Below are 25547 nucleotides of genomic sequence, written 5' to 3'. Positions count from 1 at the left end.
AACTATGCAACGGCAACGCGGTTTCACGTTACTGGAAATTATGGTGGTGATCGTCATTCTCGGCATTCTCGCCAGCCTGGTGGTGCCCAACCTGATGGGCAACAAGGAGAAAGCGGACCGCCAGAAAGTCGTCAGCGATCTGGTGGCGCTCGAGGGGGCGCTGGATATGTATAAACTGGACAACAGCCGCTACCCCAACACCGAGCAGGGACTGCAGGCGCTGGTGACCGCCCCGGCCGCCGAGCCGCACGCCCGCAACTACCCGGAAGGCGGCTATATCCGCCGCCTGCCGCAGGACCCGTGGGGAAATGAGTATCAGCTGTTAAGCCCGGGTCAGCATGGCGCCATCGACGTCTTCAGCGTCGGCCCGGACGGGATGCCCGACACCAATGACGACATCGGCAACTGGACCCTCGGGAAGAAATAGTGTCTCAGCGCGGTTTCACGCTCCTTGAGATGATGCTGGTCCTGCTGCTGATTGGCGTCAGCGCCAGCATGGTGCTGCTGGCGTTTCCCTCCGCCCGCACCCAGGAGGCTACGCAGATCCTGGCGCGCTTTCAGGCGCAGCTGGATTTTGTCCGCGAGCGCGGGCAGCAAACCGGTCAGCTCTTCGGGATCGTCATCCACCCTGACCGCTGGCAGTTTATGCGCCTGCAGCCTGCCGACGAAGACGCTCCGGCGGCGGCTGATGACCGCTGGGGCAACGCGCAGTGGCTGCCGCTGCAGGCCGGACGCGTCACCACGGCGGAAACCCTCCCCCGGACCAGGCTGACGCTGCGCTTTCCCGACGGCCAGGCGTGGACGCCAGGCGAGCAGCCCGACGTGCTGATCTTCCCAGGCGGCGAAGTCACACCGTTTCAGCTGCGGATTGACGCCGCGACGGGCATCACCATCGACGCCCAGGGTGACAGCCAGCCGCTGGCGGCGCGGGAGCAGCCATGAAACGCCAGGCCGGGATGACGCTTATCGAAGTGATGGTCGCGCTGGTGATTTTCGCCCTCGCCGGTCTGGCGGTGATGCAGTCCACCCTGCAGCAGACCCGCCAGCTTGGGCGTATGGAAGAGAAAATCCTCGCCAGCTGGCTGGCGGATAATCAGCTGGTGCAGCTGCGGCTGGAGAAACGCTGGCCCGCCCTCAGCTGGTCCGAAACCACCGTGGAAGCCGCCGGAACGCGCTGGTTTGTCCGCTGGCAGGGAGTGGAAACCGCGCTGCCGCAGCTGCGGGCGCTGGACGTGGAGGTCCGGCGGCAAAAAAGCGATCCCGCGCCGCTGGCGACCCTGCGCACCTGGGTGACGCCGCCATGATAACGAAAATGCGCGGTTTCACCCTGATTGAAACGTTGCTGGCGCTGGCTATCCTCGCCGTCCTTAGCGCCGCCGCCGTGATGGTACTGCAGAACGTCATCCGCGCCGATGGCCTGACCCGCGAGAAGAGCCAGCAGATCGCCGCCCTCCAGCGCGCCTTTCGCCAGATCGCCGACGATGTCACGCACATCATTCCCCGTCGCGCCAGAAACAGCGACACGCTTTTCTTCGCCGGACGTTTCCAGTTGCAGAGCGACGACTGGGGGCTGGCCTTCAGCCGCAGCAGCTGGCCGAACCCACTGGGGATCCTCCCACGTTCGGAGATCCAGAACGTCAGCTACCGTCTGCGCCAGCAACAGCTTGAGCGACTGAGCTTCGATCAGCAGGATCCGCTGACCGGCAGCCAGCCGACGGTTCGGGTGGTATTGCGCGAGGTGACGGCGTTTCGTCTGCGCTTCTACGCCGACGGACGCTGGCAGGAGACCTGGGATCGCTCGCAGACGCTGCCGCAGGGGCTGGAGATCACCCTGACGCTGGCGAACAGCGGGGAGATAACCCGCCTGTTTTTACTCACCCCGGGAGGCAGCCAGTGAAAAATCGGCAACGCGGCGTCGCGCTCCTGATGGTGCTGTTCATCCTCGCCCTGATGATGATCCTCGCCAGCGCCATGACCGAACGCACCGCGGTCATGTATCAGCATACCGCCGTGACCCTCGATAATCTGCAGGCCAGATGGTACGCCCTGGCGGCGGAAAACATGGCCGCCGCGCTGCTGCAACGCGACGCGCTGGACTCGCCCAGTCAAACGAACCTGGCGCAAAGCTGGGCGCAGGAGGGGCGCCGCTTTACCCTCGACGATGGTGAAATCCGCGCCACGATCCGCGACGGGCGCGCCTGCTTTAACCTCAATGCCATCAACAATCGCGCGGATGAAACCAGCGGCGGAACGCCCTACCCGACCGACGTCTTCGTCCGGCTGTTGGCGCTGCTCGGCGAATCGCCGCTGCGCGCCAGCCAGATCGCCGCCGCCCTTGGCGACTGGACGGACAGCGACGGCCAGCCGCGGCTGAACGGAGCAGAGGATGAGGTCTACATGGCGCAAACCCCGGGCTATCTCGCCGCCAACCAGCCGATGCAGGATGTCAGCGAGCTGCGCCTGCTGGCGGGTATGGACGCCGCCCTCTATCAGCGCTTGCTCCCCTTCGTCTGCGTCCAGCCGGATGACGCGCTGCAGGTCAATGTCAACACCCTGCGGCCCTCCCAGGCCGCTCTGCTGGTGGCCCTCTTTCCCGGCGAGCTGACGCTGCAGGAGGCGCAACAACTGCTGCACAACCGCCCGCGAACCGGATGGAGCAGCGTCGCTGCGTTTCTCGCGCAGCCGACGCTGCAGAAAACCGATACCACGCTTGCCCGCCCCTGGCTGACGGTGCACAGCACGCGCTTTATCGCCGCCTTTAGCGTGGTGACCGGCAATCTTCGCTTTCAGCTGCACAGCGTCCTGCAACAGGAGGGGCGCACGTTTACCGTCGTCCAGCGGCGATATGGACTTTCTATGGTGGTCGATGAATAAGTTTAACGCTTCTCCCCAGGCCATGCTGATCGTGCGCTTCGCCCCCGGGCTGGCGCCGCTGCACTGGCAACTCTTCGCCCCCGGCGAGCCACACCACGAGGCCAGCGGCCGGTGGCCGGCCGACGACGCCAGCCCTTTCCCGGCGCTGGCGGCGCACTACCCCGCCTGGGTGCTGATCCCGGCCAGCGACTGCGCGTTTCACTCGCTCACCCTGCCGGCGGGCTTGCGTAAACCGCCGCTGCAGGTCGCCCCATTCCTGCTGGAAGAGCAGCTGGCCGACGATGTCGAAGCCACCCATTTTGCCCTGCTACACCGCCAGCAGGCGCAGTGCGAGATCGTCGCCGTACAGCGGCAGAAAATGCGCGACTGGCTGGCCCGCTGCGAGTCGCTCTCCCTTCGGCCCCTGGCGTTGACGCCCGACGTGCTGGCCCTGCCCTGGCATCCGCCAGCGTGGAGCGCGGTGCAGGTGGACGAGCAGTGGCTGATCCGCCACCAGCCGTGGGGCGGCATGGCGGCGGAAAACGTCTGGCTGACGGAGCTGCTGCAGAGCGAGGCGGAAGAACCAGTCATCGACAGCTATTCACCGCCGCCCGCGGCGCCGGGCGTCTGGCGGGCGCAACCTGCGCAGACATTGCTGACCCTTGCCGCACGCTATCCGGCAGCGCAGAAGCTCAGTCTGCTGCAGGGGGAGTTTGCCGTCCGTCGGCGGCGGACTGTACAGGCGACCTGGCGTTCGGCGCAATATGCCGCACTGGCTCTGGCGTTACTGGTGGGGACAAACAGCGTGCTGGACCATCTCGATCTGGCGCGTCAGGCCGAGGCGGCGCAGCAGGCCAGCCGGGCTTTCTATCACCGCTGGTTTCCGACGGAGAAAAAGGTGATTAATCCGCGACTGCAGATGCAGCAACACCTGCAAACCCTCGCCCGTCAGGCGCAGCATGCCCCCCTCGTCGATCGCCTCAGCGCGCTGCAAAACATCCTCAGCGACACGCCGGGGATCCGCCTGCGGACGCTGAGCTGGGATGCCGCGGGCAACCGTCTGCAGCTGGATATCGCCGCGGTCTCTTCCCGGGCGCTGGAGCAGTTCACCCAGCGGGCGCAGCCGCGGTTTCGCGTCCGGCCAGGCGACATGACCACGAAACCGGATGGCATTGAGGGACAACTGACGCTGGAGGAAAACAATGGCTAATCTGCTTATCTGGTGGCGGCAGCGCACGCCGTCCGAGCAACGCCTGCTGCTCGGACTCGCGGGGCTGCTGGTGGTATGCGCCCTCTGGTACGGATTGTGGCAGCCCTGGCGAGCCCGGGAGGCGCAGTGGCGACAAACCCTGATGAAAGAGCAGGCCAGCCTGCGCTGGATGACGCAGCAGAGCCCGCGCCTGCAGCAGCTCAGCCAGCAGCCCACGCCGACGGCAAAAGAGGCGCTCACCGCCCTGGTGATGCGCGAGGCGGCGAGCCACGGGCTGGCCGTCGCCCGCCTGCAGCCGCAGGGAAAACGTCTGCAGGTCACCCTACAGCCCTGCACCTTCCAGGCGCTGATGGCGTGGCTCGACGCCCCGGCGATGCGTGGCGTCAACGCGGTCTCCCTGTCCGTGACCGGGCAGCCGTCGCGGCCCGGCTGGGTTATGGTCAACCATCTGCTGCTGGAGCGCGACGATGAAAGCTAAAGGGATCGCGGGCGGACTGCTGCTGGTCCTCTATCTGTTGTGGCTCACCGCTACCGCCCCGGCGCGCCTGCTGGTCCCGATGCTGCCGCCCGGCGTACAGGTGGGCAGCCTCAGCGGCAGCGTCTGGCGCGGCGCGGCGCAGCCGGTCTACTGGCATGGCGAACGGCTTGAACGACTGGCGTGGTCGCTGACCCTCGCGGGCTGGCAGATCTCTCTCAGCGATCCTCGCGGCGTGGAGGGTCAGGCCCGGCTGTGGGGCCTGCGCGATCTGCGCCTGCAGGAGGGGCGGCTCACCGCCCCCGCCAGCCTGCTCAGCCGCTGGCTGATGTCGACCATGCCCGTCAGCGCCGAGGGAGAGGTCACTTTCAGCCTGGCCGAAGCGCACTTCAGCGAGGGGCGCTGCCGACAAATCACCGCCGGAGGCGCGCAGTGGCGTCAGGCCCGACTGCACTCCCCGGTCGGCAGCCTGGAGCTGGCCCAGGTTAATGGCACCTTCCGCTGTACGGCGGACGGCGCCGTGGCGCTGACCCTCCGCCAGGATTCTCATCAGCTGAGCCTCAGCGGCCAGGGGACCCTGTCGCCCGATGGCCGCTATCTGTTTCGCGGTACGCTACAGCCCCGGCAGGGAATGCCGCCGCTGTTGGCGCTGCTGGTGACGCGCCCCGCCTCTAAAAACGAGCCGGGTCGCACACCGTGGCAGATTCAGGGAAAATGGTTACCCCAGGAGCAAAAATGACGACATTAACGGCATTATCGCTGCACTTTCCCCTTGTCTGGTATGGCTTCCTGCTGCTGTTCGGCCTGGCGCTGGGCAGCTTTTACAACGTGGTGATCTATCGTCTGCCGCGCATGTTGACCCAGACCGCGGACGACGAGCGGATAACCCTCAGCACCCCGGGCTCCTCCTGCCCGCAGTGCCGCCAGCCGATCGCCTGGCGGGACAATATCCCGCTGCTCAGTTTCCTCTGGCTGGGCCGTCGCGCCCGCTGCTGTCAGGCGCCCATCGCGTGGAGCTATCCGCTGACCGAGCTGGCCACCGGCCTGCTGTTTATCCTCGCCGGGGCGCTGCTCGCGCCGGGCCTGCCGCTGGCGGGCGGCCTGCTGCTGCTCTCGTTCCTGCTGATGCTGGCGCGGATTGACGCCCGGACCCAGCTGTTGCCCGACCGTCTGACGCTGCCCCTGCTGTGGGCCGGGCTGCTGTTCAATCTTAACGAGGTGTACATTGCCCTGCCGGACGCGGTCGCCGGGGCGATGGCCGGTTATCTGGCGCTGTGGTCGGTCTACTGGCTGTTCCGCCTGCTGACCGGGAAAGAGGCGCTGGGCTATGGCGATTTTAAGCTGCTGGCGGCGCTGGGCGCCTGGTGCGGCTGGCAGGTTCTGCCGCAGGTGCTGTTGCTCGCCTCGGCCTGCGGGCTGGTGTGGACCCTGCTGCAGCGCCTGTGGACCCGGCAGTCGCTGCAGCAGCCGCTGGCCTTCGGCCCCTGGCTGGCGCTGGCCGGAGGGGGCATTTTTCTCTGGCAGCAGATGGTCTAGCGGTTACTGCCCGCCTGGCCGGGCAGGATACCGCCCGGCCAGACGGCTACGAATATTTTTTGCTGCGCCGGGTCGGGGCGGTGTTGGCCGGATCGTCCGGCCAGACGTGTTTCGGGTAGCGTCCCTTCATCTCTTTTTGCACCTCGCGGTAGCTTCCCTGCCAGAAGGCGCTCAGATCGCGGGTGATCTGCAGCGGACGCTGGGCGGGCGACAGCAGCTCCAGCACCAGCGGCACCCGCCCCTCGGCGATAACCGGCGTCGTGGCCTCGCCGAACATCTCCTGCATACGTACCGCCAGCGCTGGCGGGTTCTCCGCATGGTAACGGATCGCCAGACGGCTGCCGGTCGGCACGGTATAGTGCGTCGGCAGCTCGCGATCCAGCTTCTGGCGCAGCGGCCACGGCAGCCAGTCCTGTAGCGCCTGACGCAGCTCCAGTGCCTTCAGCGCCCGCAGCGAGTGAACGCCGTTCATCTGCGGCAGCAGCCATGCCTCCAGCGAGGCCAACAGCGAAGCGTCATCCACCGCGGGCCACGCCTCTTCCGGCAACCACTGCGCCGCACACTGCAGCCGCAGTCGCAGCTGCTCAGCCTCTGGCGTCCAGTTGAGCACACCGAGGCCTTTCTCACGAATACCGTTGAGCATCGCCTGATGCAGCTCCGCCTCAGAGGGCTTCGCCAGCGGCTGGGTCTTGATCACCAACTGGCCTATCACCGTCCGCCGCCAGGCTTTCAGCGTCCCCTGCGCTTCATCCCACTCCACCGTGTCGGAACGCTGCGCCAGCTCGGGACGGGCGGCGATCAGCTCGCCGATATCCACTGGCAGAGCCAACAGCATGCGGGCATCCGGCGAGGCGCTGCCCTGCAGCAGCAGCGGAGCGATCAGCCACTCATGGCGGCCCAGCGCGTCGTCGGCGTCCAGCATCGCGCCCATGCCGTTCGCCAGCTGGTAGCGCCCCTCCTGACCGCGGCGGCGGGCGATGCGATCGGCGAAGGCCGACGCCAGCAACTCCGCCATTCCTTCGGCATCGGGCTGGCCGCCGCGGCGGGCCAGACGCTTCATCAGCTGCTGCGCCCGCTGCTGCCAGTTGGTCTGCTGACGGGAAAAGACGGCGCCCAAATCCACCAGCCCGCCGCGCGGAGGCTCCTCAAGGATCGCCGCCAGCCTGGCCGCCGTCGCCGCCTCGTCATCGGTCTGCGCGGCGGCCAGCATCGCCGCCAGCCGGGGCTCGTTGCCGAGGGTCGCCATTTTGCGGCCAAACGCCGACAGCCGCTCGCCGTCCAGCGCCGAGAGCGCCTCCAGCAGGCGGCGCGCGGCGGCCAGGTTCACCGCGGGCGGCTGATCCAGCCAGGCCAGCGCGGCCGGATCGTGGCAGCCCCACTGCAGCAGCTCCAGCAGTAGCGCCGACAGATCGCTGTGCAGGATCTCCGGCTCGCTCTGCGCCGCCGCCCGTTCCGCCTGTTCTTTGCCGAGCAAATGCAGGCAGATCCCCGGAGAGAGACGACCGGCGCGTCCGGCACGCTGCGTCATCGATGCCTGGCTGATGCGCTGCGTCACCAGCCGGGTCAGGCCGGTGCGCGGGTCAAAGCGGGCGACCCGCTCCTGGGCGCTGTCGACCACCAGGCGGATCCCCTCGATGGTCAGACTGGTCTCGGCAATATTGGTGGCCAGCACCACTTTGCGCTTCCCGGCCGGCGCCGGGAGGATCGCTTTGCGCTGCTCGCTTAGGGGCAGCGCGCCGTACAGCGGGCAGAGGATGACATCCTCCGCCACGCGCTCCGTCAGCTGTTCCTGAACGCGCTGGATCTCACCGACGCCGGGCAGAAACAGCAGCATCGATCCCTGCTCGTGTCGCAACAGCTCCGCTGCCGCCACCGCCACCGCCTCATCAAAGCGCTGGTGCGTGGGAAGCGGGTTGAAACGGCGCTCCACCGGATAAGCGCGTCCCTCCGAGACCACCACTGGCGCCTCAGGCAGCAGACGCTGCAGGCGATCGTTATCGAGGGTCGCCGACATGATCAGCAGCTTGAGATCGTCACGCAATCCCTGCTGGACGTCGAGCAGCAAGGCCAGCGCCAGATCCGCCTGCAGGCTACGCTCGTGAAACTCATCGAGGATCACCAGCCCCACGCCCGCCAGCTCCGGATCGCGCTGGATCATGCGCGTCAGGATCCCCTCCGTAACCACCTCCAGGCGGGTCTGCGGCCCGACGCAGGTTTCGGCGCGCATGCGGTAACCCACGGTCTCCCCCGGCTTTTCGCCAAGCAGTTCAGCCAGCCGCTGCGCGACATTACGCGCCGCCAGGCGCCTCGGCTCCAGCAGGATAATGCGTCCCGCGATGTTGCCCTCGGCGAGGATCTGCAGCGGCAGCCAGGTCGATTTCCCGGCGCCGGTCGGCGCGTTGAGCAAAACCTGCGGCGCGTGCTGCAGGGCGGATAACAGTTCTGGGAGGACGGCGGCAACCGGCAATGAGGACACAAAAGGCTCCGGGGGTTAACATTCAGGGGCTCGCATTGTAGCATCCCCCTAATTCATTACCGAGTCTCTATCATGTCTGAGCCGAAAAGGCTGTTTTTTGCGCTTGAACTGCCGTCTGCCGTCCAGAAACAGATCGTCCAGTGGCGGGCAAGCCACTTCCCCGAGGATGCCGGCAGGCCCGTCGCGGCGGATAACCTCCATCTGACGCTGGCGTTTCTCGGCGAGGTGAGCGCGGAAAAACAGCGGGCGCTGGCCGCCCTCGCTGGCCGGCTGCGCCAGCCGGGCTTTACCCTGACACTGGACGATGCCGGACAGTGGCTGCGCTCGCGGGTGGTCTGGCTCGGGACCCGTCAGCCGCCGCGCGGCCTGCTGCAGCTCGCCAGTATGCTGCGCGCTCAGGCGGCGCGCAGCGGCTGCTATCAGAGCCCGCAGCCGTTTCATCCGCATATTACCCTGTGGCGCGATGCCCGCCAGGCGGTGCCGATCCCGGCTCCCGGCTTTCACTGGTCGTTTCCGGTGAACGAGTTCGTGCTTTATGAGTCCAGCTTCGGCCGGGGGCGCACGCGCTACACGGCGCTGGAACGTTATCCGTTTCATAAGGAAAGTTGATGCAGTTTGATCCGCCGTTACAGCCCGCTATTTTGCTTAAACGTTACAAACGATTTCTTGCTGACGTGGTTACCCCCGATGGCCGTGAGCTGACGCTTCACTGCCCCAATACCGGCGCAATGACCGGTTGCGCCGCCCCGGGCGACACCGTCTGGTATTCCACTTCTGACAATGCGAAGCGCAAATATGCCCACACCTGGGAATTAACTGAAACGCAACAGGGCGCGGTTATTTGCGTCAATACGCTGCGCGCGAATTCGCTGGCAAAAGAGGCGATTTCCGCCGGAATAATCCCTGAGCTTTCCGGCTATAACCAGCTGAAAAGCGAAGTGAAATATGGCGAAGAGAATAGCCGTATCGATATTATGTTACAGGCAGATGACCGACAAAACTGCTATATTGAAGTGAAATCGGTTACGTTGGCGGAGAAAGAATACGGTTATTTTCCCGATGCGGTAACCACGCGCGGTCAGAAGCACCTGCGGGAGCTGATGGCCGTCGCGGCAAATGGCGACCGTGCGGTGATTTTATTTGCCGTTTTGCATTCGGCAATTGACCGTTTCTCTCCCGCGCATCATATTGATGCCAGATACGCACAGCTGTTAACAGAAGCCCGCGACAAGGGGGTGGAAATTCTCGCCTGGAAGGCGGAACTTTCTACGACGAAGATGACTCTGAATAAGCCGATTGCCGTGGTGTTAAACCCCGGGAAATAAGTGGCTAAATAGTGTTCGGGTCGCAAGCGCGAATACGCTTTTCTTCACAGGGTTGTCAAGTGTAACGTTTAGATAATTGCTATCCGGAAAAGCATCTGCTATTTATAGCGGCCTGATTTTCCCCCACATGGGGATCGATAGTGCGTGTTAAGGAGAAGCAACATGCAAGAAGGGCAAAACCGTAAAACATCGTCCCTGAGTATTCTCGCCATCGCTGGGGTGGAGCCGTACCAAGAGAAACCGGGCGAAGAGTATATGAACGAAGCCCAGCTGGCGCACTTCAAGCGTATTCTTGAAGCATGGCGTAATCAACTCAGGGATGAAGTGGATCGCACCGTAACGCACATGCAGGATGAAGCTGCCAACTTCCCGGATCCGGTAGACCGTGCCGCCCAGGAAGAAGAGTTCAGCCTGGAACTGCGTAACCGCGACCGCGAACGTAAACTGATCAAAAAGATCGAGAAAACGCTGAAAAAAGTTGAAGATGAAGACTTCGGCTACTGCGAATCCTGCGGCGTGGAGATCGGCATTCGCCGTCTGGAAGCGCGTCCGACTGCGGATCTGTGCATTGACTGCAAAACCCTGGCGGAAATTCGCGAAAAACAGATGGCGGGCTAATCCCCTGCTGCCTCACTCTCTGGCGGGAGTCTCTCCCGCCTGGTTCTGTTGTCCGTAACATGACTGACTCACGCTATATTGGGCGCTTTGCTCCCTCCCCCTCCGGTGAACTCCACTTCGGCTCTTTGATTGCCGCGCTCGGCAGCTACCTGCAAGCCCGCGCGAACCAGGGTATCTGGCGCGTTCGTATTGAAGATATCGACCCGCCGCGCGAAGTCCCCGGGGCCGCCGACACCATTCTGCGCCAGCTTGACCACTACGGTCTGCACTGGGACGGCGAGGTGCTCTGGCAGTCGCAACGACATGAAGCTTACCGCGAGGCGCTGGCCTGGCTGGGTGAACAAGGGCTGAGCTATTACTGCACCTGCACCCGCGCGCGGATCCATGCCGTAGGCGGGATCTACGATGGTCACTGCCGCGACCTCGGGCTGGGGGCGGAAAACGCCGCGCTGCGCCTGCGCCAGACCCGTCCGGTGCTGCAGTTCACCGATCGCCTGCGCGGCACGCTGGTCGCCAACGAGCCGCTGGCGCGCGAGGATTTTATTATCCACCGTCGCGACGGCCTGTTTGCCTACAATCTGGCGGTGGTGGTTGATGACCACTTTCAGGGGATCACCGAGATCGTCCGCGGCGCTGACCTGATTGAGCCGACGGTCCGGCAGATTTCACTGTATCAGCATTTTGGCTGGCAGGCGCCGGACTACCTCCATCTGCCGCTGGCCCTCAATGCTGACGGGAATAAACTCTCTAAACAAAACCACGCACCGGCGCTGCCGGAAGGCGATCCGCGCCCCGAAATTGTCCGGGCGCTCCGGTTTCTTAATCAGGACATCGCCCAGGACTGGCAAGCCCTGAGCATGGACGATTTACTCAGTCAGGCCGTCGCCAACTGGCAGCCCGCAAAAATCGAGCATTCTCAAATGGCTCCCGCTGAGCTATGATTAGCCGCTATTTTTATACTGTACAGTTGATCTGAAGTCCGTCTGACACTACGAGGTGCACCATTTTTACCCGAGTCGCTAATTTTTGCCGTAAGGTGCTAAGCCGTGAGGAGCGCGAGGCAGAAGCCGCCGTCGAACCCATGCCTATGACGGTGATCCCGCGTGAGCAGCATGCTATTTCCCGCAAAGATATCAGTGAAAACGCCCTCAAGGTCATGTACCGCCTCAACAAGGCAGGCTACGAATCCTGGCTGGTCGGCGGCGGTGTCCGCGACCTGCTGCTTGGCAAAAAGCCGAAAGATTTTGACGTCACCACCAACGCCACACCGGATCAGGTGCGCAAGCTGTTCCGCAACTGCCGTCTGGTCGGGCGACGTTTCCGCCTGGCGCACGTCATGTTCGGGCCGGAAATCATTGAAGTGGCCACCTTCCGCGGCCACCACGAAGGGCACACCACCGATCGCGTGACCTCCCAGCAGGGCCAGAATGGCATGCTGCTGCGGGATAACATCTTCGGCTCGATCGAAGAGGATGCCCAGCGTCGCGACTTCACCATCAATAGCCTTTATTACAGCGTGGCTGACTTTACCGTTCGCGACTACGTCGGCGGCATGAAGGATCTGCAGGACGGCGTGATCCGCCTGATCGGCAATCCGGAAACCCGCTATCGCGAAGATCCGGTACGCATGCTGCGCGCGGTGCGCTTTGCCGCCAAGCTGGATATGCGTATCAGCCCGGAAACGGCTGAACCACTGCCGCGCCTGGCCACCCTGCTCCACGACGTGCCGCCGGCACGCCTGTTCGAAGAGGTGCTTAAGCTGCTGCAGGCCGGGTATGGCTACCAGACCTACATGCTGCTGCGCGAATACAACCTGTTCCAGCCGCTGTTCCCGACCATCACCCGCTACTTTACCGAGCGCGGCGACAGCCCGATGGAGCGGATCATCAGCCAGGTGCTGAAGAACACCGATAACCGCATTCATAACGACATGCGCGTCAATCCGGCCTTCCTCTTCGCGGTGATGTTCTGGTATCCGCTGCTGGAGACGGCGCAAAAAATCGCCCAGGAGAGCGGCCTGGCGTACTACGACGCCTTCGCTCTGGCGATGAACGATGTCCTGGACGAAGCCTGCCGTACGCTGGCGATCCCTAAACGCATCACTACCCTTATTCGTGATATCTGGCAGCTGCAGCTGCGCATGTCCCGTCGCCAGGGCAAACGCGCCTGGAAACTGATGGAGCATCCGAAATTCCGTGCCGCCTACGATCTGCTGGAGCTGCGCGCCGGGGCGGAAAACAACAGCGAACTGCAGCGTCTGACCAAATGGTGGGGCGAATTCCAGGTCGCCGCGCCGCCGGAACAAAAAGACATGCTCAACGACCTCGGGGACGATCCGGCGCCACGCCGTCGCCACCGTCGTCCGCGCAAACGCGCGCCGCGTCAGGGTAACGCATGACCCTGGTCTATATCGCGCTTGGCAGTAACCTTGCTTCTCCGCTGGAGCAGGTGCAGGCAGCCATCCGCGCGCTGGGCGATATTCCGCACAGCCGCGTGGTGAACGTCTCTTCGTTCTACCGCACGCCGCCGCTGGGCCCGCAGGATCAGCCGGACTATCTCAACGCCGCCGTCGCGCTGGAAACCACCCTGGCGCCCGATGCGCTGCTCGATCACACTCAGCGCATCGAGCTGCAGCAGGGTCGGGTGCGCAAAGCTGAACGCTGGGGACCGCGCACGCTCGACCTCGACATCATGCTGTTTGGCGATGAGGTCATCAATAGCCCGCGCCTGACCGTTCCGCACTATGATATGAAAAACCGCGGCTTTATGCTCTGGCCGCTGTTCGAGATCGCTCCGGATCTCCATTTTCCTGACGGCCCTGCGCTGCGCGCCGTGCTGGATGATCTGGGCGCGGAAAAACCCGCGAGCTGGTAATCCCCTCTCCTTTTTTAGCATTTGCGGCGATCGTCGTAATCGGTTGCCCAAAATCATTGCCCCTCTGAATGCTGCTGTTAGAATGCCGGTTAATATGACTTTCATCATCAGGAAATGTTATGAAACCGACCACCATTGCCCTGCTGCAGAAATGCAAACAGGAAAAGAAGCGCTTTGCCACCATTACCGCCTACGACCATAGCTTCGCGAAGCTGTTCGCCGATGAAGGCATTAATGTGCTGCTGGTGGGCGATTCCCTGGGAATGACGGTACAGGGTCACGACTCCACCCTGCCGGTCACCGTGGAAGATATCGCCTATCACACCCGCGCCGTCCGCCGCGGTGCGCCGAACAGCCTGCTGCTTGCCGACCTGCCGTTCATGGCCTACGCCACCCCCGAACAGACCTTCGAAAATGCGGCCATCGTGATGCGCGCTGGCGCCAATATGGTCAAACTCGAAGGCGGCGCCTGGCTGGCCGATACCGTGAAGATGCTGGCGGAACGCGCGGTGCCGGTTTGCGGCCACCTCGGCCTCACGCCGCAGTCGGTAAACGTATTCGGCGGGTATAAAGTGCAGGGGCGCGGCGATGCAGCGCAGACCCTGTTTGACGACGCATTAGCGCTGGAAGCGGCTGGCGCGCAGCTGCTGGTGCTGGAGTGCGTCCCGGTAGAACTGGCGAAACGCATTACCGACGCCCTGACCATTCCAGTGATCGGCATCGGCGCGGGCAACGTCACCGACGGGCAGATCCTGGTGATGCATGACGCATTCGGGATCACCGGCGGCCACATCCCTAAATTCGCCAAGAATTTCCTTGCCGAAGCGGGCGACATCCGCGCCGCGGTACGGCAGTATATTGCCGAAGTTGAATCCGGGGTCTATCCGGGCGAAGAACACAGTTTCCATTAAGGAGTCTTGTTGTGCTGATTATTGAATCCGTGCTGCTGCTGCGTCAGCATATCCGCCGTCTGCGTCAGGAAGGTAAGCGTATCGCGCTGGTTCCGACGATGGGCAACCTGCATGATGGTCATATGAAGCTGGTTGATGAGGCTAAAGCCAGCGCGGACGTGGTGGTGGTCAGTATTTTCGTCAATCCGATGCAGTTTGACCGCGCCGACGACCTGGCGCGCTATCCGCGTACCCTGCAGGATGATTGCGAAAAGCTGAACAAGCGCCATGTCGACTTTGTCTTCGCGCCGACGCCGGCGGAAGTTTATCCCCAGGGCACCGAAGGCCAGACCTACGTCGACGTCCCCGGCCTGTCCACTATGCTGGAAGGCGCCAGCCGCCCGGGCCACTTCCGCGGCGTGTCGACCATCGTCAGTAAGCTGTTCAATCTGGTTCAGCCGGACGTCGCCTGCTTCGGCGAGAAAGACTTTCAGCAGCTGGCGCTGATCCGCAAGATGGTCGCCGACATGGGCTACGATATCGAGATTATCGGCGTGCCGATCGTCCGCGCGAAAGATGGCCTGGCGCTGAGCTCGCGTAACGGCTACCTGACCGCCGACCAGCGCAAAATCGCTCCCGGCCTCTACAAAGTGCTGAGCGCGGTGGCGGAAAAACTGGCCGCCGGCGATCGCCAGCTCGATGAGATCATCGCTATCGCTGAACAGGAGCTAAATGAAAAAGGCTTCCGCGCCGACGACATTCAGATCCGCGATGCCGACACCCTGCTTGAGCTGACGGATGCCAGCCAGCGCGCGGTGATCCTGATGGCCGCCTGGCTGGGTCAGGCCCGCCTGATCGACAACCAGATCGTCACGCTCGGTCAGTAGACAGCGGGTAAAAATCGGGCAATACTTGCCCGGGCTTTTCTCAGGGCGGACGACCTGTCCGCTCTGCTACATTAAGGTTGAAGGGTAGAAGTTATGATGCGTAATATGCTGCAGGGCAAGCTCCACCGCGTAAAAGTCACGCAGGCTGACCTGCACTATGAAGGTTCATGCGCCATTGACCAGGATTTCCTGGATGCGGCCGGTATTCTGGAGAATGAAACCATTCACCTCTGGAACGTCACCAACGGCAATCGTTTCTCCACCTATGCGATTGCCGCCGAACGGGGTTCCAGAATCATCTCCGTCAACGGCGCCGCCGCGCACTGCGCCAGCGTCGGCGATATCCTGATCATCGCCAGCTTCGTCACCATGTCGGACGAAGAGGCGCGCACCTGGCAGCCCAACATCGCCTACTTCGAAGGCGACAATGAAATGAAGCGCCAGGCGAAAGCCATTCCGGTGCAGGTCGCCTGATGACCGCGGCGCTGCGCTCAGGCGCAGCGCCGGTATTACCCCTGCGGCTGGTTACTGATCAGCCGCGACATCGTCTCCAGCGAATCCGTGCGTAAGATATATAACCGCTTTAACAGAAACGGATTGTCACCCGGCTTCACCTTCCCACGCACCGTTGTCACCGCCATATGAAACCCGGCGTCATTCGCCGCCTGCACCGCCGTGGCGTTATAGCCGCCGAAGGGATAGGAAAGGTAGAGAACATGTGGATTAAACTGGCTGAGCGCCCGGCGCGAGCGGGCGAAATCAAACAGAATATTATGGTAATTGCGGCTGAATAAAATCGGCCGGCGGCCGGCGTCAACCCGATGCAGGAAGTGGGTATGCGACTGAATATCAAAAACATCCTGGATCTGCCGGAGCTCAGAAATACTCATGAACTGCAGCGATTTCGGATCCCATTTCTGCGGATGGCGCTTAATACGCGAGGAGATAATAAACGCGGTGGCATGAAAACCGTACTGCTTTAGTACCGGATAGGCGTAACGGTTTACCGATTTCAGGCCGTCATCGAAGGTGATGACCACTGCCCGCGCCGGAAGGTTGATTTTATTACGCACATAGCCTTCCAGCTGATACAGGGTCAGCGTGGTATAGCCCTGATCGCGCAGCCAGGTCATCTGGTTGTTGAAGGCGCGTACCGAGGTCGTGGTCGAGGTATGGCGGAAACGGGTGTTCTCTTCGTCGCGCAGAATGTGATGATAGGTCAGTACGGGAATACCATTATCTTCCTGTGCATCCAGACTGCTGACCCACGCCAGCCGGTCGCCAATGCGGATCTGAAACCAGGTCTGATTGAGCCGGTCTTTTAGCTTGCTGAGGATCGGATAGCGCAGGTTAGTGGCCAGCGTACCAAACGGCACGCTGCTCACGGCGGGTGTGTTGTAGAGCGGCGTATCTTTCCAGGTGAGCAAATTCTGGTTACTCAACGGTTTATTGAGATCCCCCAGTCGGTCCTCCACTCGCTGCTTACCCTGTACCGGCTCGAGGTGGCCTTTATCAATAAACCCGGTGCCGAAGCCGAAGCGAAATTCATAATAGTCAGCCGCCGTCGGGACGACCGCGAGGATCTGCCCGGCACGCACATTGCCGACGCTGACCACATGATTCCCCACCTGCGCCCAGATGACCGCATCTTCGGTGGTCTGCATATAGTGTACAGGCTTGCCCTGCTGGCTAAGCAGACTGGCGGAAGCGCTGAGCGAGGTCAGTAAAAGAAGCAGCGTAAAAAATCGGGCAAGCATGCGCATCGAACCGGTAAACCATCAACGGCAGTTATTGTAACAAAAGCAGCATCTGTCACGCTGTTTAATTTCCGAAGGTATCATGGCGCAAGCGGAACGGGGGATTCTTCTGCTGCTGATGCCACAGGCTGCTCACCATCGGCCCGCCCGCGCTGACGATGGCCTGGCGAAACGCCTCGCTGCTTAACGTGTTCCGCAGCAGATACATTCGCTCAAGTAATGAATAGCTGACGCCGGAGATCACTTCGCAGTGGGTATGTTTGTGGCTCATCAACGCCGCGGCCCGATAAGGCGCCGCGCCGGTTCTGTCGGTCAGGAAAATGACTCCGTCCCCGGAGTCGGTGGCATGCAGCGCATCGCACATCATCCGGCTCAACATATTACTGCTGAGATTGCGCCAGTAATTGACCGCCCGGCACTGGGCCAGCGGACCAAATTTTCGTTCAAGACGATCCAGCATCTCCTGCGCCAGCTCATCGTGGCAGGTAATGACCCAACCAAGCATGCTTCCCTCCTTAGCCAGCCAACAATGTAGCAAGGGGAGGATGGCGTATCGGTGATGGCGGTCAAAGATAAGCGGTTAGCGCTTCGCGTATTGGCATCAGGAAGCGCTAACCGTGATGAGCATCAGCTGCGCAGGCCGCGGCCGCGCTGGATTAACGACCAGCAAAGCAGATAGAAGGCGACGATGAAGACCACCAGCACCGCAAAGGTGGTCACCAGCGGCACATCGTTGATACCCAGGAAGCCGAAGCGGAAACCGCTGATCATGTAGACGATGGGATTCAGATGCGACAGCCCCTGCCAGAACGGCGGCAGCAAGGTCAACGAGTAGAACACCCCGCCGAGGTAGGTCAGCGGCGTCAGCACAAAGGTCGGGATCAGGCTAATGTCGTCAAAGGTCTTGGCAAACACCGCGTTCAACAGACCCGCCAGCGAGAACAGCACCGCGGTGAGGATCAGCGTCAGGGCGACAAACAGCCAGGAGTGAACCTGGAACGGCACAAAGAACAGCGACACCGCCGTCACCAGGATCCCCACGCACAGTCCGCGCGCCACGCCGCCGCCAACGTAGCCAGCGATGATCACATGCGTCGGCACCGGCGCCACCAGCAGCTCTTCAATATTGCGCTGAAACTTGGCGCTGAAGAACGACGAGGCGACATTGGCATAAGCGTTGGTGATCACCGCCATCATGATCAGGCCCGGCACGATAAACTGCATATAGGTAAAGCCGTGCATCTCGCCGATGCGCGACCCGATCAGGTTGCCGAAAATCACGAAGTACAGGGTCATGGTGATCACCGGCGGCACCAGCGTCTGGATCCAGATGCGCATAAAACGGTGGATCTCTTTGGTCCAGATGCTTTTCAGCGCGACCCAATAAAGCTGCATCATGCTGACTCTCCTTTTCGCTCATGCACCAGCGTGACAAACAGCTCTTCCAGACGGTTAGCTTTGTTACGCATACTCAATACCTGCACCCCCTGGGCGCTCAGTTGGGCAAAGACGCTGTTAATCCCCTGCTCGCGCAGAACCTCGACTTCCAGCGTCGAGGTATCGACCAGTTGATACTGGTAGCCTTCGAGCTTCGGTACCGGGCTTTTTGGCGCGAGGTCGAGAATAAAGGTCTCTGACTTCAGCTTCGACAGCAATGCTTTCATCGAGGTGTTTTCCACCAGCGCGCCGTGCTGGATGATGCCGATGTTGCGGCATAGCATTTCGGCCTCTTCGAGATAGTGGGTGGTCAGGATAATGGTGGTTCCGCGATCGTTCAGATCCTTAAGAAAGCCCCACATTGAGCGACGCAGTTCAATATCGACGCCAGCGGTCGGTTCGTCGAGGATCAGCAGCTTCGGCTCATGCATTAGCGCGCGGGCGATCATCAGGCGACGCTTCATCCCGCCGGAGAGCATCCGCGCGCGTTCGTTGCGTTTTTCCCACAGATCGAGCTGTTTTAGGTATTTTTCGCTGCGGGCGACAGCTTCTTTGCGTTCCACGCCGTAGTAGCCCGCCTGGTTAACGACAATCTGCTGCACGGTCTCGAACGGGTTGAAGTTAAATTCCTGCGGCACCAGGCCAAGCTGACGCTTGGCATTGACGACGTCTTTTTCCAGATCGTAGCCAAAGACATTGACCTGACCGGAGGTTTTATTCACCAGCGAACTGATGATGCCGATAGTCGTGGATTTTCCGGCCCCGTTCGGCCCCAGCAGGGCATAGAAATCCCCCGCCTCGACCTGCAGGTCGATTCCCCGCAGCGCCTGAACCCCGCCGGGGTAGGTTTTTTTGAGCTGTTTTAATTCCAGAGCAATGGTCATTAAATATCTCTTCTCGTGTCGTGACACGTCATTAACCCGCCTGACTCACGTTTGCGTTCTACTGGCGCTGGCGCCGCCAACGCATCGGTAGCCTGACGTATCACGGGTTAAGATGGTTTTAAAAAAGGTGAGCTTACCCTATATTAGCGCAACGCACTTACTTGGTTACAGGCCGATAACGTCCATGAATGATATAGATACACTCATCAGCAATAATGCACTATGGTCAAAAATGCTGGTGGAAGAGGACCCCGGCTTTTTTGAGAAACTGTCGCAGACGCAGAAACCGCGCTTCCTTTGGATTGGCTGCTCTGACAGCCGCGTTCCCGCTGAGCGACTTACCGGCCTGGAACCTGGCGAACTGTTTGTCCATCGTAACGTCGCTAACCTGGTGATCCACACCGACCTGAACTGCCTGTCGGTGGTGCAGTATGCCGTCGATGTCCTCGAAGTCGAGCACATTATTATTTGCGGCCACTACGGCTGCGGCGGCGTGCAGGCGGCGGTGGAAAACCCGGAGCTGGGGCTTATCGACAACTGGCTCCTGCATATCCGCGATATTTGGTTCAAGCACAGCTCACTGCTAGGTGAAATGCCGGAGGAGCGCCGTCTGGATACCCTTTGCGAACTCAACGTGATGGAGCAGGTGTACAACCTGGGACATTCGACGATTATGCAATCGGCGTGGAAGCGCGGACAGAAGGTCACCATCCACGGCTGGGCATATGGCATTCACGACGGGCTGCTGCGCGATCTGGATGTCACCGCCGTGAGCCGGGAAACCCTCGAACAGCGCTATCGCCACGGCATCTCCAACCTCAAGATCAAGCACATCAACCACAAATAGCCTTCAGGCTTAGCCCCCCTGGAGAGCGCGGCGCGCGCTGTCCTGGGGGGATATCTCTTACTCGTCCAGCAGGGTAACTTTGCCAATATACGGCAGATGACGGTAGCGCTGGGCGTAGTCGATACCGTAGCCCACCACGAACTCGTCCGGAATGGCGAAACCGACGAACTCAACCGGGACATTCACTTCACGACGGCTTGGTTTATCCAGCAGCGTACAAATGGCCAGCGATTTCGGCTCGCGCAGGCTGAGGATCTCACGCACTTTAGACAGGGTATTGCCGGAATCGATGATGTCTTCCACGATCAGTACATCTTTACCACGGATGTCTTCATCCAGATCTTTGAGTATTTTCACATCACGGGTGGTGGACATGCCGCTGCCGTAGCTGGAGGCGGTCATAAAATCGACTTCATGCGGCACCTGCACTTCACGGCACAGGTCGGCCATGAACATAAATGAGCCGCGAAGCAGCCCCACCAGCACCATTTCGCTGCCGCTGTCCTGATAATGTTCGTTGATTTGACGACCCAGTTCCGCGATGCGCGCTTTGATCTCGGATTCCGGGATCATCACTTCTACAGTATGTTTCATAAGACTAACCATTTGATTCTAAATATAAATCATCAAAGCCGCTGCTTTCGCCCCGACGATGACCGGCAAGCCATCCAGTATACCAGCAAAAAGAAATCTTCGGTGCAGGGATTAATAAAGCCATATTTGTGATTCCGATCACACTTGTTAAAACCTATAATTAATTGCAGTTAAAAAATTAACAAACACATGAGTAACTTTCTATGGCTGAAACAAAGTCTCAACAATCAAGGCTCCTGGTGACGCTGACTGCGCTATTTGCAGCGTTCTGCGGCCTCTATCTTTTAATCGGCGGAGCATGGCTGGTCGTGCTTGGCGGCTCCTGGTACTACGCTATCGCCGGTCTGGTGATGCTGGGCGTGACCGTGATGCTGCTGCGCGGCAAACGCGCTGCGCTGTGGCTGTACGCTGCGCTGCTGCTGGCGACGATGATCTGGGGCGTCTGGGAAGTCGGCTTCGACTTCTGGGCGCTGACGCCGCGTAGCGACATCCTCGTCTTCTTTGGTATCTGGCTGATCCTGCCCTTTGTCTGGCGTCGTCTGTCCGTGCCTTCCGCTGGCGCCGTAGGCGCGCTGGTCGTCGCCCTGCTGATCAGCGGCGGCATGCTGACCTGGGCTGGTTTTAACGACCCGCAGGAAGTCAACGGCACCCTGAGCGCCGACGCCACCCCGGCCGCGCCGATCTCCAACGTTGCCGACGGCGACTGGCCGGCCTATGGCCGCAACCAGGAAGGCCAGCGCTTCTCTCCGCTGAAGCAGATTAACGCCGACAACGTGAAGAACCTGAAGGAAGCCTGGGTATTCCGCACCGGCGACCTGAAGCAACCGAACGACCCGGGTGAAATCACCAACGAAGTGACGCCGATTAAAGTCGGCGACACGCTCTTCCTGTGTACCGCCCACCAGCGTCTGTTCGCGCTGGACGCGGCCACCGGTAAAGAGAAGTGGCATTTTGACCCGCAGCTGAACGCCGATCCGTCGTTCCAGCACGTCACCTGCCGCGGCGTCTCTTATCACGAAGCCAAAGCGGATAACGCGCCTGCCGACGTCGTCGCCGACTGTCCGCGCCGTATTATCCTGCCGGTGAACGATGGCCGCCTGTTCGCGGTGAACGCCGACAACGGTAAGCTGTGCGAAACCTTTGCCAATAAAGGTATTCTCAACCTGCAGACCAACATGCCGGTCACCACGCCGGGTATGTATGAACCCACTTCTCCGCCGATTATCACCGATAAAACCATCGTGATTGCCGGCGCGGTCACCGATAACTTCTCAACCCGCGAGCCGTCTGGCGTCATCCGCGGCTTTGATGTGAATACCGGTAAACTCTTGTGGGCCTTCGATCCGGGTGCGAAAGATCCGAACGCCATCCCGAGCGATGAACATCACTTCACGCTCAACTCACCGAACTCCTGGGCGCCTGCCGCCTACGACGCTAAGCTGGATCTGGTCTATCTGCCGATGGGCGTGACCACCCCGGATATCTGGGGCGGCAACCGCACGCCGGAGCAAGAGCGTTACGCCAGCTCGATTGTGGCGCTGAACGCCACCACCGGTAAGCTGGCCTGGAGCTACCAGACCGTCCACCACGATCTGTGGGATATGGATATGCCCTCCCAGCCGACGCTGGCTGACATTGAGGTTAATGGTAAAACCGTACCGGTCGTCTATGCCCCGGCGAAAACCGGCAACATCTTCGTACTGGATCGCCGTAATGGCGAGCTGGTGGTCCCGGCCCCGGAAAAACCGGTTCCGCAGGGCGCTGCCAAAGGGGATTACGTCGCCAAAACCCAGCCGTTCTCCGATCTGAGCTTCCGTCCGAAGAAAGATCTGACCGGGGCGGACATGTGGGGCGCCACTATGTTCGACCAGCTGGTGTGTCGCGTGATCTTCCACCAGATGCGCTATGAAGGTATCTTCACCCCGCCATCTGAGCAGGGCACTCTCGTCTTCCCGGGTAACCTGGGGATGTTTGAATGGGGCGGTATCTCCGTCGATCCGAACCGTCAGGTGGCTATTGCCAACCCGATGGCGCTGCCGTTCGTCTCTAAACTGATCCCACGCGGCCCGGGCAACCCGATGGAGCCGCCGAAAGATGCGAAAGGCTCTGGCACCGAGTCCGGCGTGCAGCCACAGTACGGTGTCCCGTACGGCGTCACCCTGAATCCGTTCCTGTCGCCGTTCGGTCTGCCGTGCAAACAACCGGCCTGGGGCTATATCTCCGCGCTGGATCTGAAAACCAACGAAGTGGTATGGAAAAAACGTATCGGTACTCCGCAGGACAGCCTGCCGTTCCCGATGCCGGTTAAGCTGCCGTTCACCATGGGGATGCCGATGCTTGGCGGCCCGATCTCCACGGCCGGTAACGTCCTGTTCATCGGCGCGACCGCAGATAACTACCTGCGCGCGTACAATATGAGCAACGGCGAGAAGCTGTGGGAAGCCCGTCTGCCAGCCGGCGGTCAGGCCACCCCAATGACCTACGAAGTGAATGGCAAACAGTATGTTGTCATCTCTGCCGGCGGTCACGGCTCGTTCGGTACCAAAATGGGCGATTACATCGTCGCCTATGCGCTCCCGGATGACGCCAAATAAAACGCAAAACGGCAACGAAAGTTGCCGTTTTTTTTGTGTTTATCCCTTCTCCCCATGGAAGATGGCAGCAGGCCGCAGAGCCCTAAACCGTGAATCCCAACATCATCCCGGTGTCTTCATGCTCCAGCAGGTGGCAGTGGGCCATATAGGCAAACTCCTTCGGCGCCGGATGATCAAACTTCACCAACACTTCACTGACGTCACCTTCCACGCGGACGGTATCTTTCCAGCCGCTGCGGTGCGCGGCTGGCGGCTTGCCGTTCTCGCTGAGGATACGGAACTGGGTGCCGTGGATATGGAACGGATGCAGCATCATGTCGCCCTTACCCGATATCACCCAGCGCTCATACTGGCCTCTGGCCGCAGCAAACATCGGCACATTCATGTCGAAGGCTTTGCCGTTGATGCGGTTGGCGTTATGGAAATCAAACCCCTTGCCTGACGACATGCCATGATCCCGACCAGCCTCGTGGTTCATATTGCTCATATTGCTCATATTGCTCATGTCGCCATGCCCCATCATGCCGTGGTCCATTCCCGCCATCGCCTGGTCGCCATACTTCTCCATCAGCGCCTGCATGCCCATCCTGTCGAGCATCGGATCCATCGACAGCTGGAGCTGACGCTGCGTCAGCCCCGTCAGGGACGGTAGCGCCGGCAGCGTGGCCAGCGTATCCAGCAGTTTGCCGGAGGCGGGAATGACCAGCGGCTGAACGCGCAGCACCGGCTGTGGTTTATCAAAAGGCGCAATGGCCATGCCCATCTGGCTCACCGGCAGGGTCACCAGATCGAAAGGTTTACCGTCGCTGGTGTCCACCAGCACCTCAAAGCGTTCCCCCATCAACACCGGCAATTCATCGACCTTCACCGGCTCGGCCAACAGACCGCCGTCACTGGCCACCACGTACAGCGGACGCTTATCGCTGGTGGCAAAATTGAGGGAACGGGCATTACAGCCGTTTAGCAAGCGCAGACGGAGCCAGCCGCGCGGGGCGGCATGTTCGGGATAGAGAGCGCCATTGGTCAGCAGCGTATCGCCAAACCAGCCGACAGCGGCGCTCATCACATCCAGCTGGTAGTCGATCTCGCCGGCGGCGGTGAACTTCTTGTCCTGGACAATCACCGGCACATCATCGATTCCCCATTGCTTAGGCAGCAGCAGGCGTCCGCTCTCTTCATCCTCGATCAGCACCAGGCCGGCCAGCCCCATCGCCACCTGCCGGCCGGTGGTCCCATGTTGATGCGGATGAAACCAGCAGGTGGCCGCCCGCTGCGTCGGCGTGAAGCTCACCGTACGGGTGGCGCCCGGGGCGATAACCCCCTGCGGTCCGCCGTCGACCTCGCCCGGGACCTCCAGGCCATGCCAGTGCAGCGTGGTCTCTTCCGCCAGCTGGTTGGTAATGTCAACCGTAATGGTCTTCCCCTGCGTCAACTGTAGCGCAGGACCCAGCAGTGAACCGTTATAGCCCCAGGTGGTGGCGTGCAGAGCGCCAAACTGTGTTTTGCCCGCCTGGATCGTCAGGGCGATACGGTTGCGCGCATCGGCCGTTAACAGCGTCGGTATCGGCAGAGCCGGGCGACTGGCCGCAAAAACCGCACGGCTCCACAGCGGTAATGCGCTGGCCACGCTAACCGCGGCGGTCAGTTTGAGGAAGTCTCGACGTTGCATATTCACATCCTTTTTATTCTGCGGGCGAATATTTGAGCTTAAACCCTACCGTAACGGGAAGGTCAAGCAGAAGAGTAAGAATAAAGATCGGCGCTGTGTAAAGAAGTATGCTAATTTGAAGCGTCGGTGATCTAATGGTAGAAAAAATGAAGACGCTTTTCAGAACAATGGTACTCGGCAGCCTGCTTGCTCTCTCCGCCAACAGCTACGCGCTCAGCGAATCAGAAGCAGAAGATATGGCTGATTTAACCGCGGTTTTTGTGTTTCTGAAAAACGACTGTGGCTACCAGAACCTGCCCAATACACAGATCCGACGCGCGCTGGTGTTCTTTGCCCAACAGAACCAGTGGGACCTGAGCAACTACGACAGCTACAACATGAAAGCGCTTGGCGAGGATAGCTACCGCGATCTCAGCGGTATTAACATCCCGACGGCGAAAAAATGCAAAGCGCTGGCCCGCGATTCGCTCAGCCTGTTGGCTTACGTCAAATAATGACCGGCGCGGACGGTCACGCTCCGCGCCTTTGCCGTTTCATTTGTCACATTTAAATATTTATATCTATATTTATTATTGTATATAAACAAACATTATTTAATTGCAAACCTATCAATTCGCCAAA

At 60.9% G+C, this 25547-nt stretch carries 29 protein-coding genes; 21 read left to right on the top strand and 8 right to left on the bottom strand.

Annotation, left to right across the window (positions count from 1 at the left end; translation table 11 throughout):
- Positions 1-4: 4 nt before the first annotated feature.
- From gspG to N438_RS17330, 9 genes are read left to right on the top strand one after another with little or no spacing between them, the layout of a single operon-like run.
- The gene (gspG, locus tag N438_RS17370) at positions 5-427 is read left to right on the top strand and encodes a type II secretion system major pseudopilin GspG (protein WP_002889054.1); all 423 of its coding nucleotides are present in this window, start codon (positions 5-7) and stop codon (positions 425-427) included.
- Positions 427-942: a type II secretion system minor pseudopilin GspH gene (gene gspH / locus N438_RS17365; protein WP_008807378.1), complete on the top strand. Its 516-nt coding sequence runs from the start codon at positions 427-429 to the stop codon at positions 940-942. The genes gspG and gspH overlap by 1 nt, the downstream gene beginning before the upstream one ends.
- Positions 939-1304, top strand: coding sequence for a type II secretion system minor pseudopilin GspI (gene gspI / locus N438_RS17360; protein ID WP_004894160.1), 366 nt, complete (start codon positions 939-941; stop codon positions 1302-1304). The genes gspH and gspI overlap by 4 nt, the downstream gene beginning before the upstream one ends.
- Positions 1301-1897: a type II secretion system minor pseudopilin GspJ gene (gspJ, locus tag N438_RS17355; protein WP_039102857.1), complete on the top strand. Its 597-nt coding sequence runs from the start codon at positions 1301-1303 to the stop codon at positions 1895-1897. The genes gspI and gspJ overlap by 4 nt, the downstream gene beginning before the upstream one ends.
- A complete protein-coding gene (gene gspK, locus N438_RS17350) occupies positions 1894-2874 on the top strand; it encodes a type II secretion system minor pseudopilin GspK (RefSeq protein ID WP_077257732.1) in 981 nt (326 codons plus the stop codon). The genes gspJ and gspK overlap by 4 nt, the downstream gene beginning before the upstream one ends.
- A complete protein-coding gene (gene gspL, locus N438_RS17345; RefSeq protein ID WP_087731211.1) occupies positions 2867-4063 on the top strand; it encodes a type II secretion system protein GspL in 1197 nt (398 codons plus the stop codon). The genes gspK and gspL overlap by 8 nt, the downstream gene beginning before the upstream one ends.
- Positions 4056-4541, top strand: a complete 486-nt coding sequence (locus N438_RS17340) for a type II secretion system protein M (RefSeq protein WP_012968921.1) — start codon at positions 4056-4058, stop codon at positions 4539-4541. Before gspL ends, N438_RS17340 begins: the two co-directional genes overlap by 8 nt.
- A complete protein-coding gene (locus tag N438_RS17335; RefSeq protein WP_110233515.1) occupies positions 4531-5277 on the top strand; it encodes a type II secretion system protein N in 747 nt (248 codons plus the stop codon). Before N438_RS17340 ends, N438_RS17335 begins: the two co-directional genes overlap by 11 nt.
- The gene (locus N438_RS17330) at positions 5274-6074 is read left to right on the top strand and encodes an A24 family peptidase (RefSeq protein ID WP_008807384.1); all 801 of its coding nucleotides are present in this window, start codon (positions 5274-5276) and stop codon (positions 6072-6074) included. Before N438_RS17335 ends, N438_RS17330 begins: the two co-directional genes overlap by 4 nt.
- 46 nt (positions 6075-6120) lie before the next feature.
- Here the strand turns inward: N438_RS17330 and hrpB are convergent, their stop codons facing one another.
- Positions 6121-8550: an ATP-dependent helicase HrpB gene (hrpB, locus tag N438_RS17325; protein ID WP_116696387.1), complete on the bottom strand. Its 2430-nt coding sequence runs from the start codon at positions 8548-8550 to the stop codon at positions 6121-6123.
- Positions 8551-8622: 72 nt separating this feature from the next.
- On the opposite strand from hrpB, the gene thpR reads away from it, so the two are divergent.
- The 9 genes from thpR (at position 8623) to panD (ending at position 15618) form a co-directional block, all read left to right on the top strand.
- Positions 8623-9159 (top strand): RNA 2',3'-cyclic phosphodiesterase, encoded by a 537-nt coding sequence (gene thpR / locus N438_RS17320; RefSeq protein WP_008807387.1) that lies wholly within the window; start codon positions 8623-8625, stop codon positions 9157-9159.
- Positions 9159-9875, top strand: coding sequence for a DNA/RNA nuclease SfsA (gene sfsA / locus N438_RS17315; RefSeq protein WP_008807388.1), 717 nt, complete (start codon positions 9159-9161; stop codon positions 9873-9875). The genes thpR and sfsA overlap by 1 nt, the downstream gene beginning before the upstream one ends.
- Positions 9876-10037: 162 nt before the next feature.
- Positions 10038-10493, top strand: a complete 456-nt coding sequence (dksA, locus tag N438_RS17310; protein WP_007749299.1) for an RNA polymerase-binding protein DksA — start codon at positions 10038-10040, stop codon at positions 10491-10493.
- A 59-nt stretch (positions 10494-10552) separates the two neighbouring features.
- A complete protein-coding gene (gene gluQRS, locus N438_RS17305) occupies positions 10553-11434 on the top strand; it encodes a tRNA glutamyl-Q(34) synthetase GluQRS (RefSeq protein WP_023322074.1) in 882 nt (293 codons plus the stop codon).
- 62 nt (positions 11435-11496) lie between these two features.
- A complete protein-coding gene (gene pcnB, locus N438_RS17300) occupies positions 11497-12891 on the top strand; it encodes a polynucleotide adenylyltransferase PcnB (protein WP_071582539.1) in 1395 nt (464 codons plus the stop codon).
- Positions 12888-13367 (top strand): 2-amino-4-hydroxy-6-hydroxymethyldihydropteridine diphosphokinase, encoded by a 480-nt coding sequence (gene folK, locus N438_RS17295; RefSeq protein ID WP_012542831.1) that lies wholly within the window; start codon positions 12888-12890, stop codon positions 13365-13367. The genes pcnB and folK overlap by 4 nt, the downstream gene beginning before the upstream one ends.
- A gap of 119 nt (positions 13368-13486) precedes the next feature.
- Complete coding sequence (gene panB, locus N438_RS17290) at positions 13487-14278, top strand: 3-methyl-2-oxobutanoate hydroxymethyltransferase (protein WP_012542832.1); 792 nt, start codon at positions 13487-13489, stop codon at positions 14276-14278.
- An 11-nt stretch (positions 14279-14289) separates the two neighbouring features.
- Complete coding sequence (panC, locus tag N438_RS17285) at positions 14290-15144, top strand: pantoate--beta-alanine ligase (RefSeq protein WP_008807394.1); 855 nt, start codon at positions 14290-14292, stop codon at positions 15142-15144.
- Positions 15145-15237: 93 nt separating this feature from the next.
- Positions 15238-15618, top strand: coding sequence for an aspartate 1-decarboxylase (gene panD / locus N438_RS17280; protein WP_008807395.1), 381 nt, complete (start codon positions 15238-15240; stop codon positions 15616-15618).
- 35 nt (positions 15619-15653) lie between these two features.
- Here panD and N438_RS17275 read toward each other — a convergent pair whose 3' ends face one another.
- The 4 genes from N438_RS17275 to N438_RS17260 form a co-directional block, all read right to left on the bottom strand.
- Positions 15654-16907, bottom strand: coding sequence for a polysaccharide deacetylase family protein (locus N438_RS17275; protein ID WP_008807396.1), 1254 nt, complete (start codon positions 16905-16907; stop codon positions 15654-15656).
- 58 nt (positions 16908-16965) lie between these two features.
- Positions 16966-17406, bottom strand: coding sequence for a PTS sugar transporter subunit IIA (locus N438_RS17270; protein ID WP_008807397.1), 441 nt, complete (start codon positions 17404-17406; stop codon positions 16966-16968).
- Between the two features lie 122 nt (positions 17407-17528).
- A complete protein-coding gene (locus tag N438_RS17265) occupies positions 17529-18299 on the bottom strand; it encodes an ABC transporter permease (protein WP_008807398.1) in 771 nt (256 codons plus the stop codon).
- Positions 18296-19222 carry an ABC transporter ATP-binding protein gene (locus tag N438_RS17260; RefSeq protein ID WP_008807399.1) on the bottom strand — a complete coding sequence of 309 codons (927 nt, stop codon included), beginning with the start codon at positions 19220-19222 and terminating at the stop codon, positions 18296-18298. The genes N438_RS17265 and N438_RS17260 overlap by 4 nt, the downstream gene beginning before the upstream one ends.
- A gap of 184 nt (positions 19223-19406) precedes the next feature.
- Between N438_RS17260 and can the strand changes: the two genes are divergently transcribed.
- A complete protein-coding gene (can, locus tag N438_RS17255) occupies positions 19407-20069 on the top strand; it encodes a carbonate dehydratase (RefSeq protein ID WP_004204385.1) in 663 nt (220 codons plus the stop codon).
- A 57-nt stretch (positions 20070-20126) separates the two neighbouring features.
- On the opposite strand, the gene hpt is transcribed toward can, so the two are convergent.
- Both hpt and N438_RS28265 read right to left on the bottom strand, forming a co-directional pair.
- On the bottom strand, positions 20127-20663 hold the full coding sequence (gene hpt / locus N438_RS17250; RefSeq protein WP_004204384.1) for a hypoxanthine phosphoribosyltransferase: 537 nt from the start codon (positions 20661-20663) through the stop codon (positions 20127-20129).
- A gap of 4 nt (positions 20664-20667) precedes the next feature.
- Positions 20668-20787 (bottom strand): hypothetical protein, encoded by a 120-nt coding sequence (locus N438_RS28265; RefSeq protein ID WP_012542835.1) that lies wholly within the window; start codon positions 20785-20787, stop codon positions 20668-20670.
- Between the two features lie 79 nt (positions 20788-20866).
- On the opposite strand from N438_RS28265, the gene N438_RS17245 reads away from it, so the two are divergent.
- Positions 20867-23257, top strand: a complete 2391-nt coding sequence (locus N438_RS17245) for a glucose/quinate/shikimate family membrane-bound PQQ-dependent dehydrogenase (protein WP_116696386.1) — start codon at positions 20867-20869, stop codon at positions 23255-23257.
- Positions 23258-23339: 82 nt separating this feature from the next.
- Here the strand turns inward: N438_RS17245 and cueO are convergent, their stop codons facing one another.
- Positions 23340-24926 (bottom strand): multicopper oxidase CueO, encoded by a 1587-nt coding sequence (cueO, locus tag N438_RS17240; RefSeq protein WP_047667443.1) that lies wholly within the window; start codon positions 24924-24926, stop codon positions 23340-23342.
- Positions 24927-25072: 146 nt separating this feature from the next.
- Here cueO and N438_RS17235 point away from each other — a divergent pair, with 146 nt between their 5' ends.
- Positions 25073-25420 (top strand): YacC family pilotin-like protein, encoded by a 348-nt coding sequence (locus N438_RS17235; protein ID WP_002888808.1) that lies wholly within the window; start codon positions 25073-25075, stop codon positions 25418-25420.
- Positions 25421-25547: the final 127 nt, after the last annotated feature.

The organism is Klebsiella sp. GL120222-02, from assembly GCF_003097195.1.
Lineage (GTDB): Bacteria > Pseudomonadota > Gammaproteobacteria > Enterobacterales > Enterobacteriaceae > Klebsiella > Klebsiella variicola.
The sequence above is the reverse complement of the archived record's forward strand: the minus strand, read 5'-3'. Positions and strand labels throughout refer to the sequence as shown.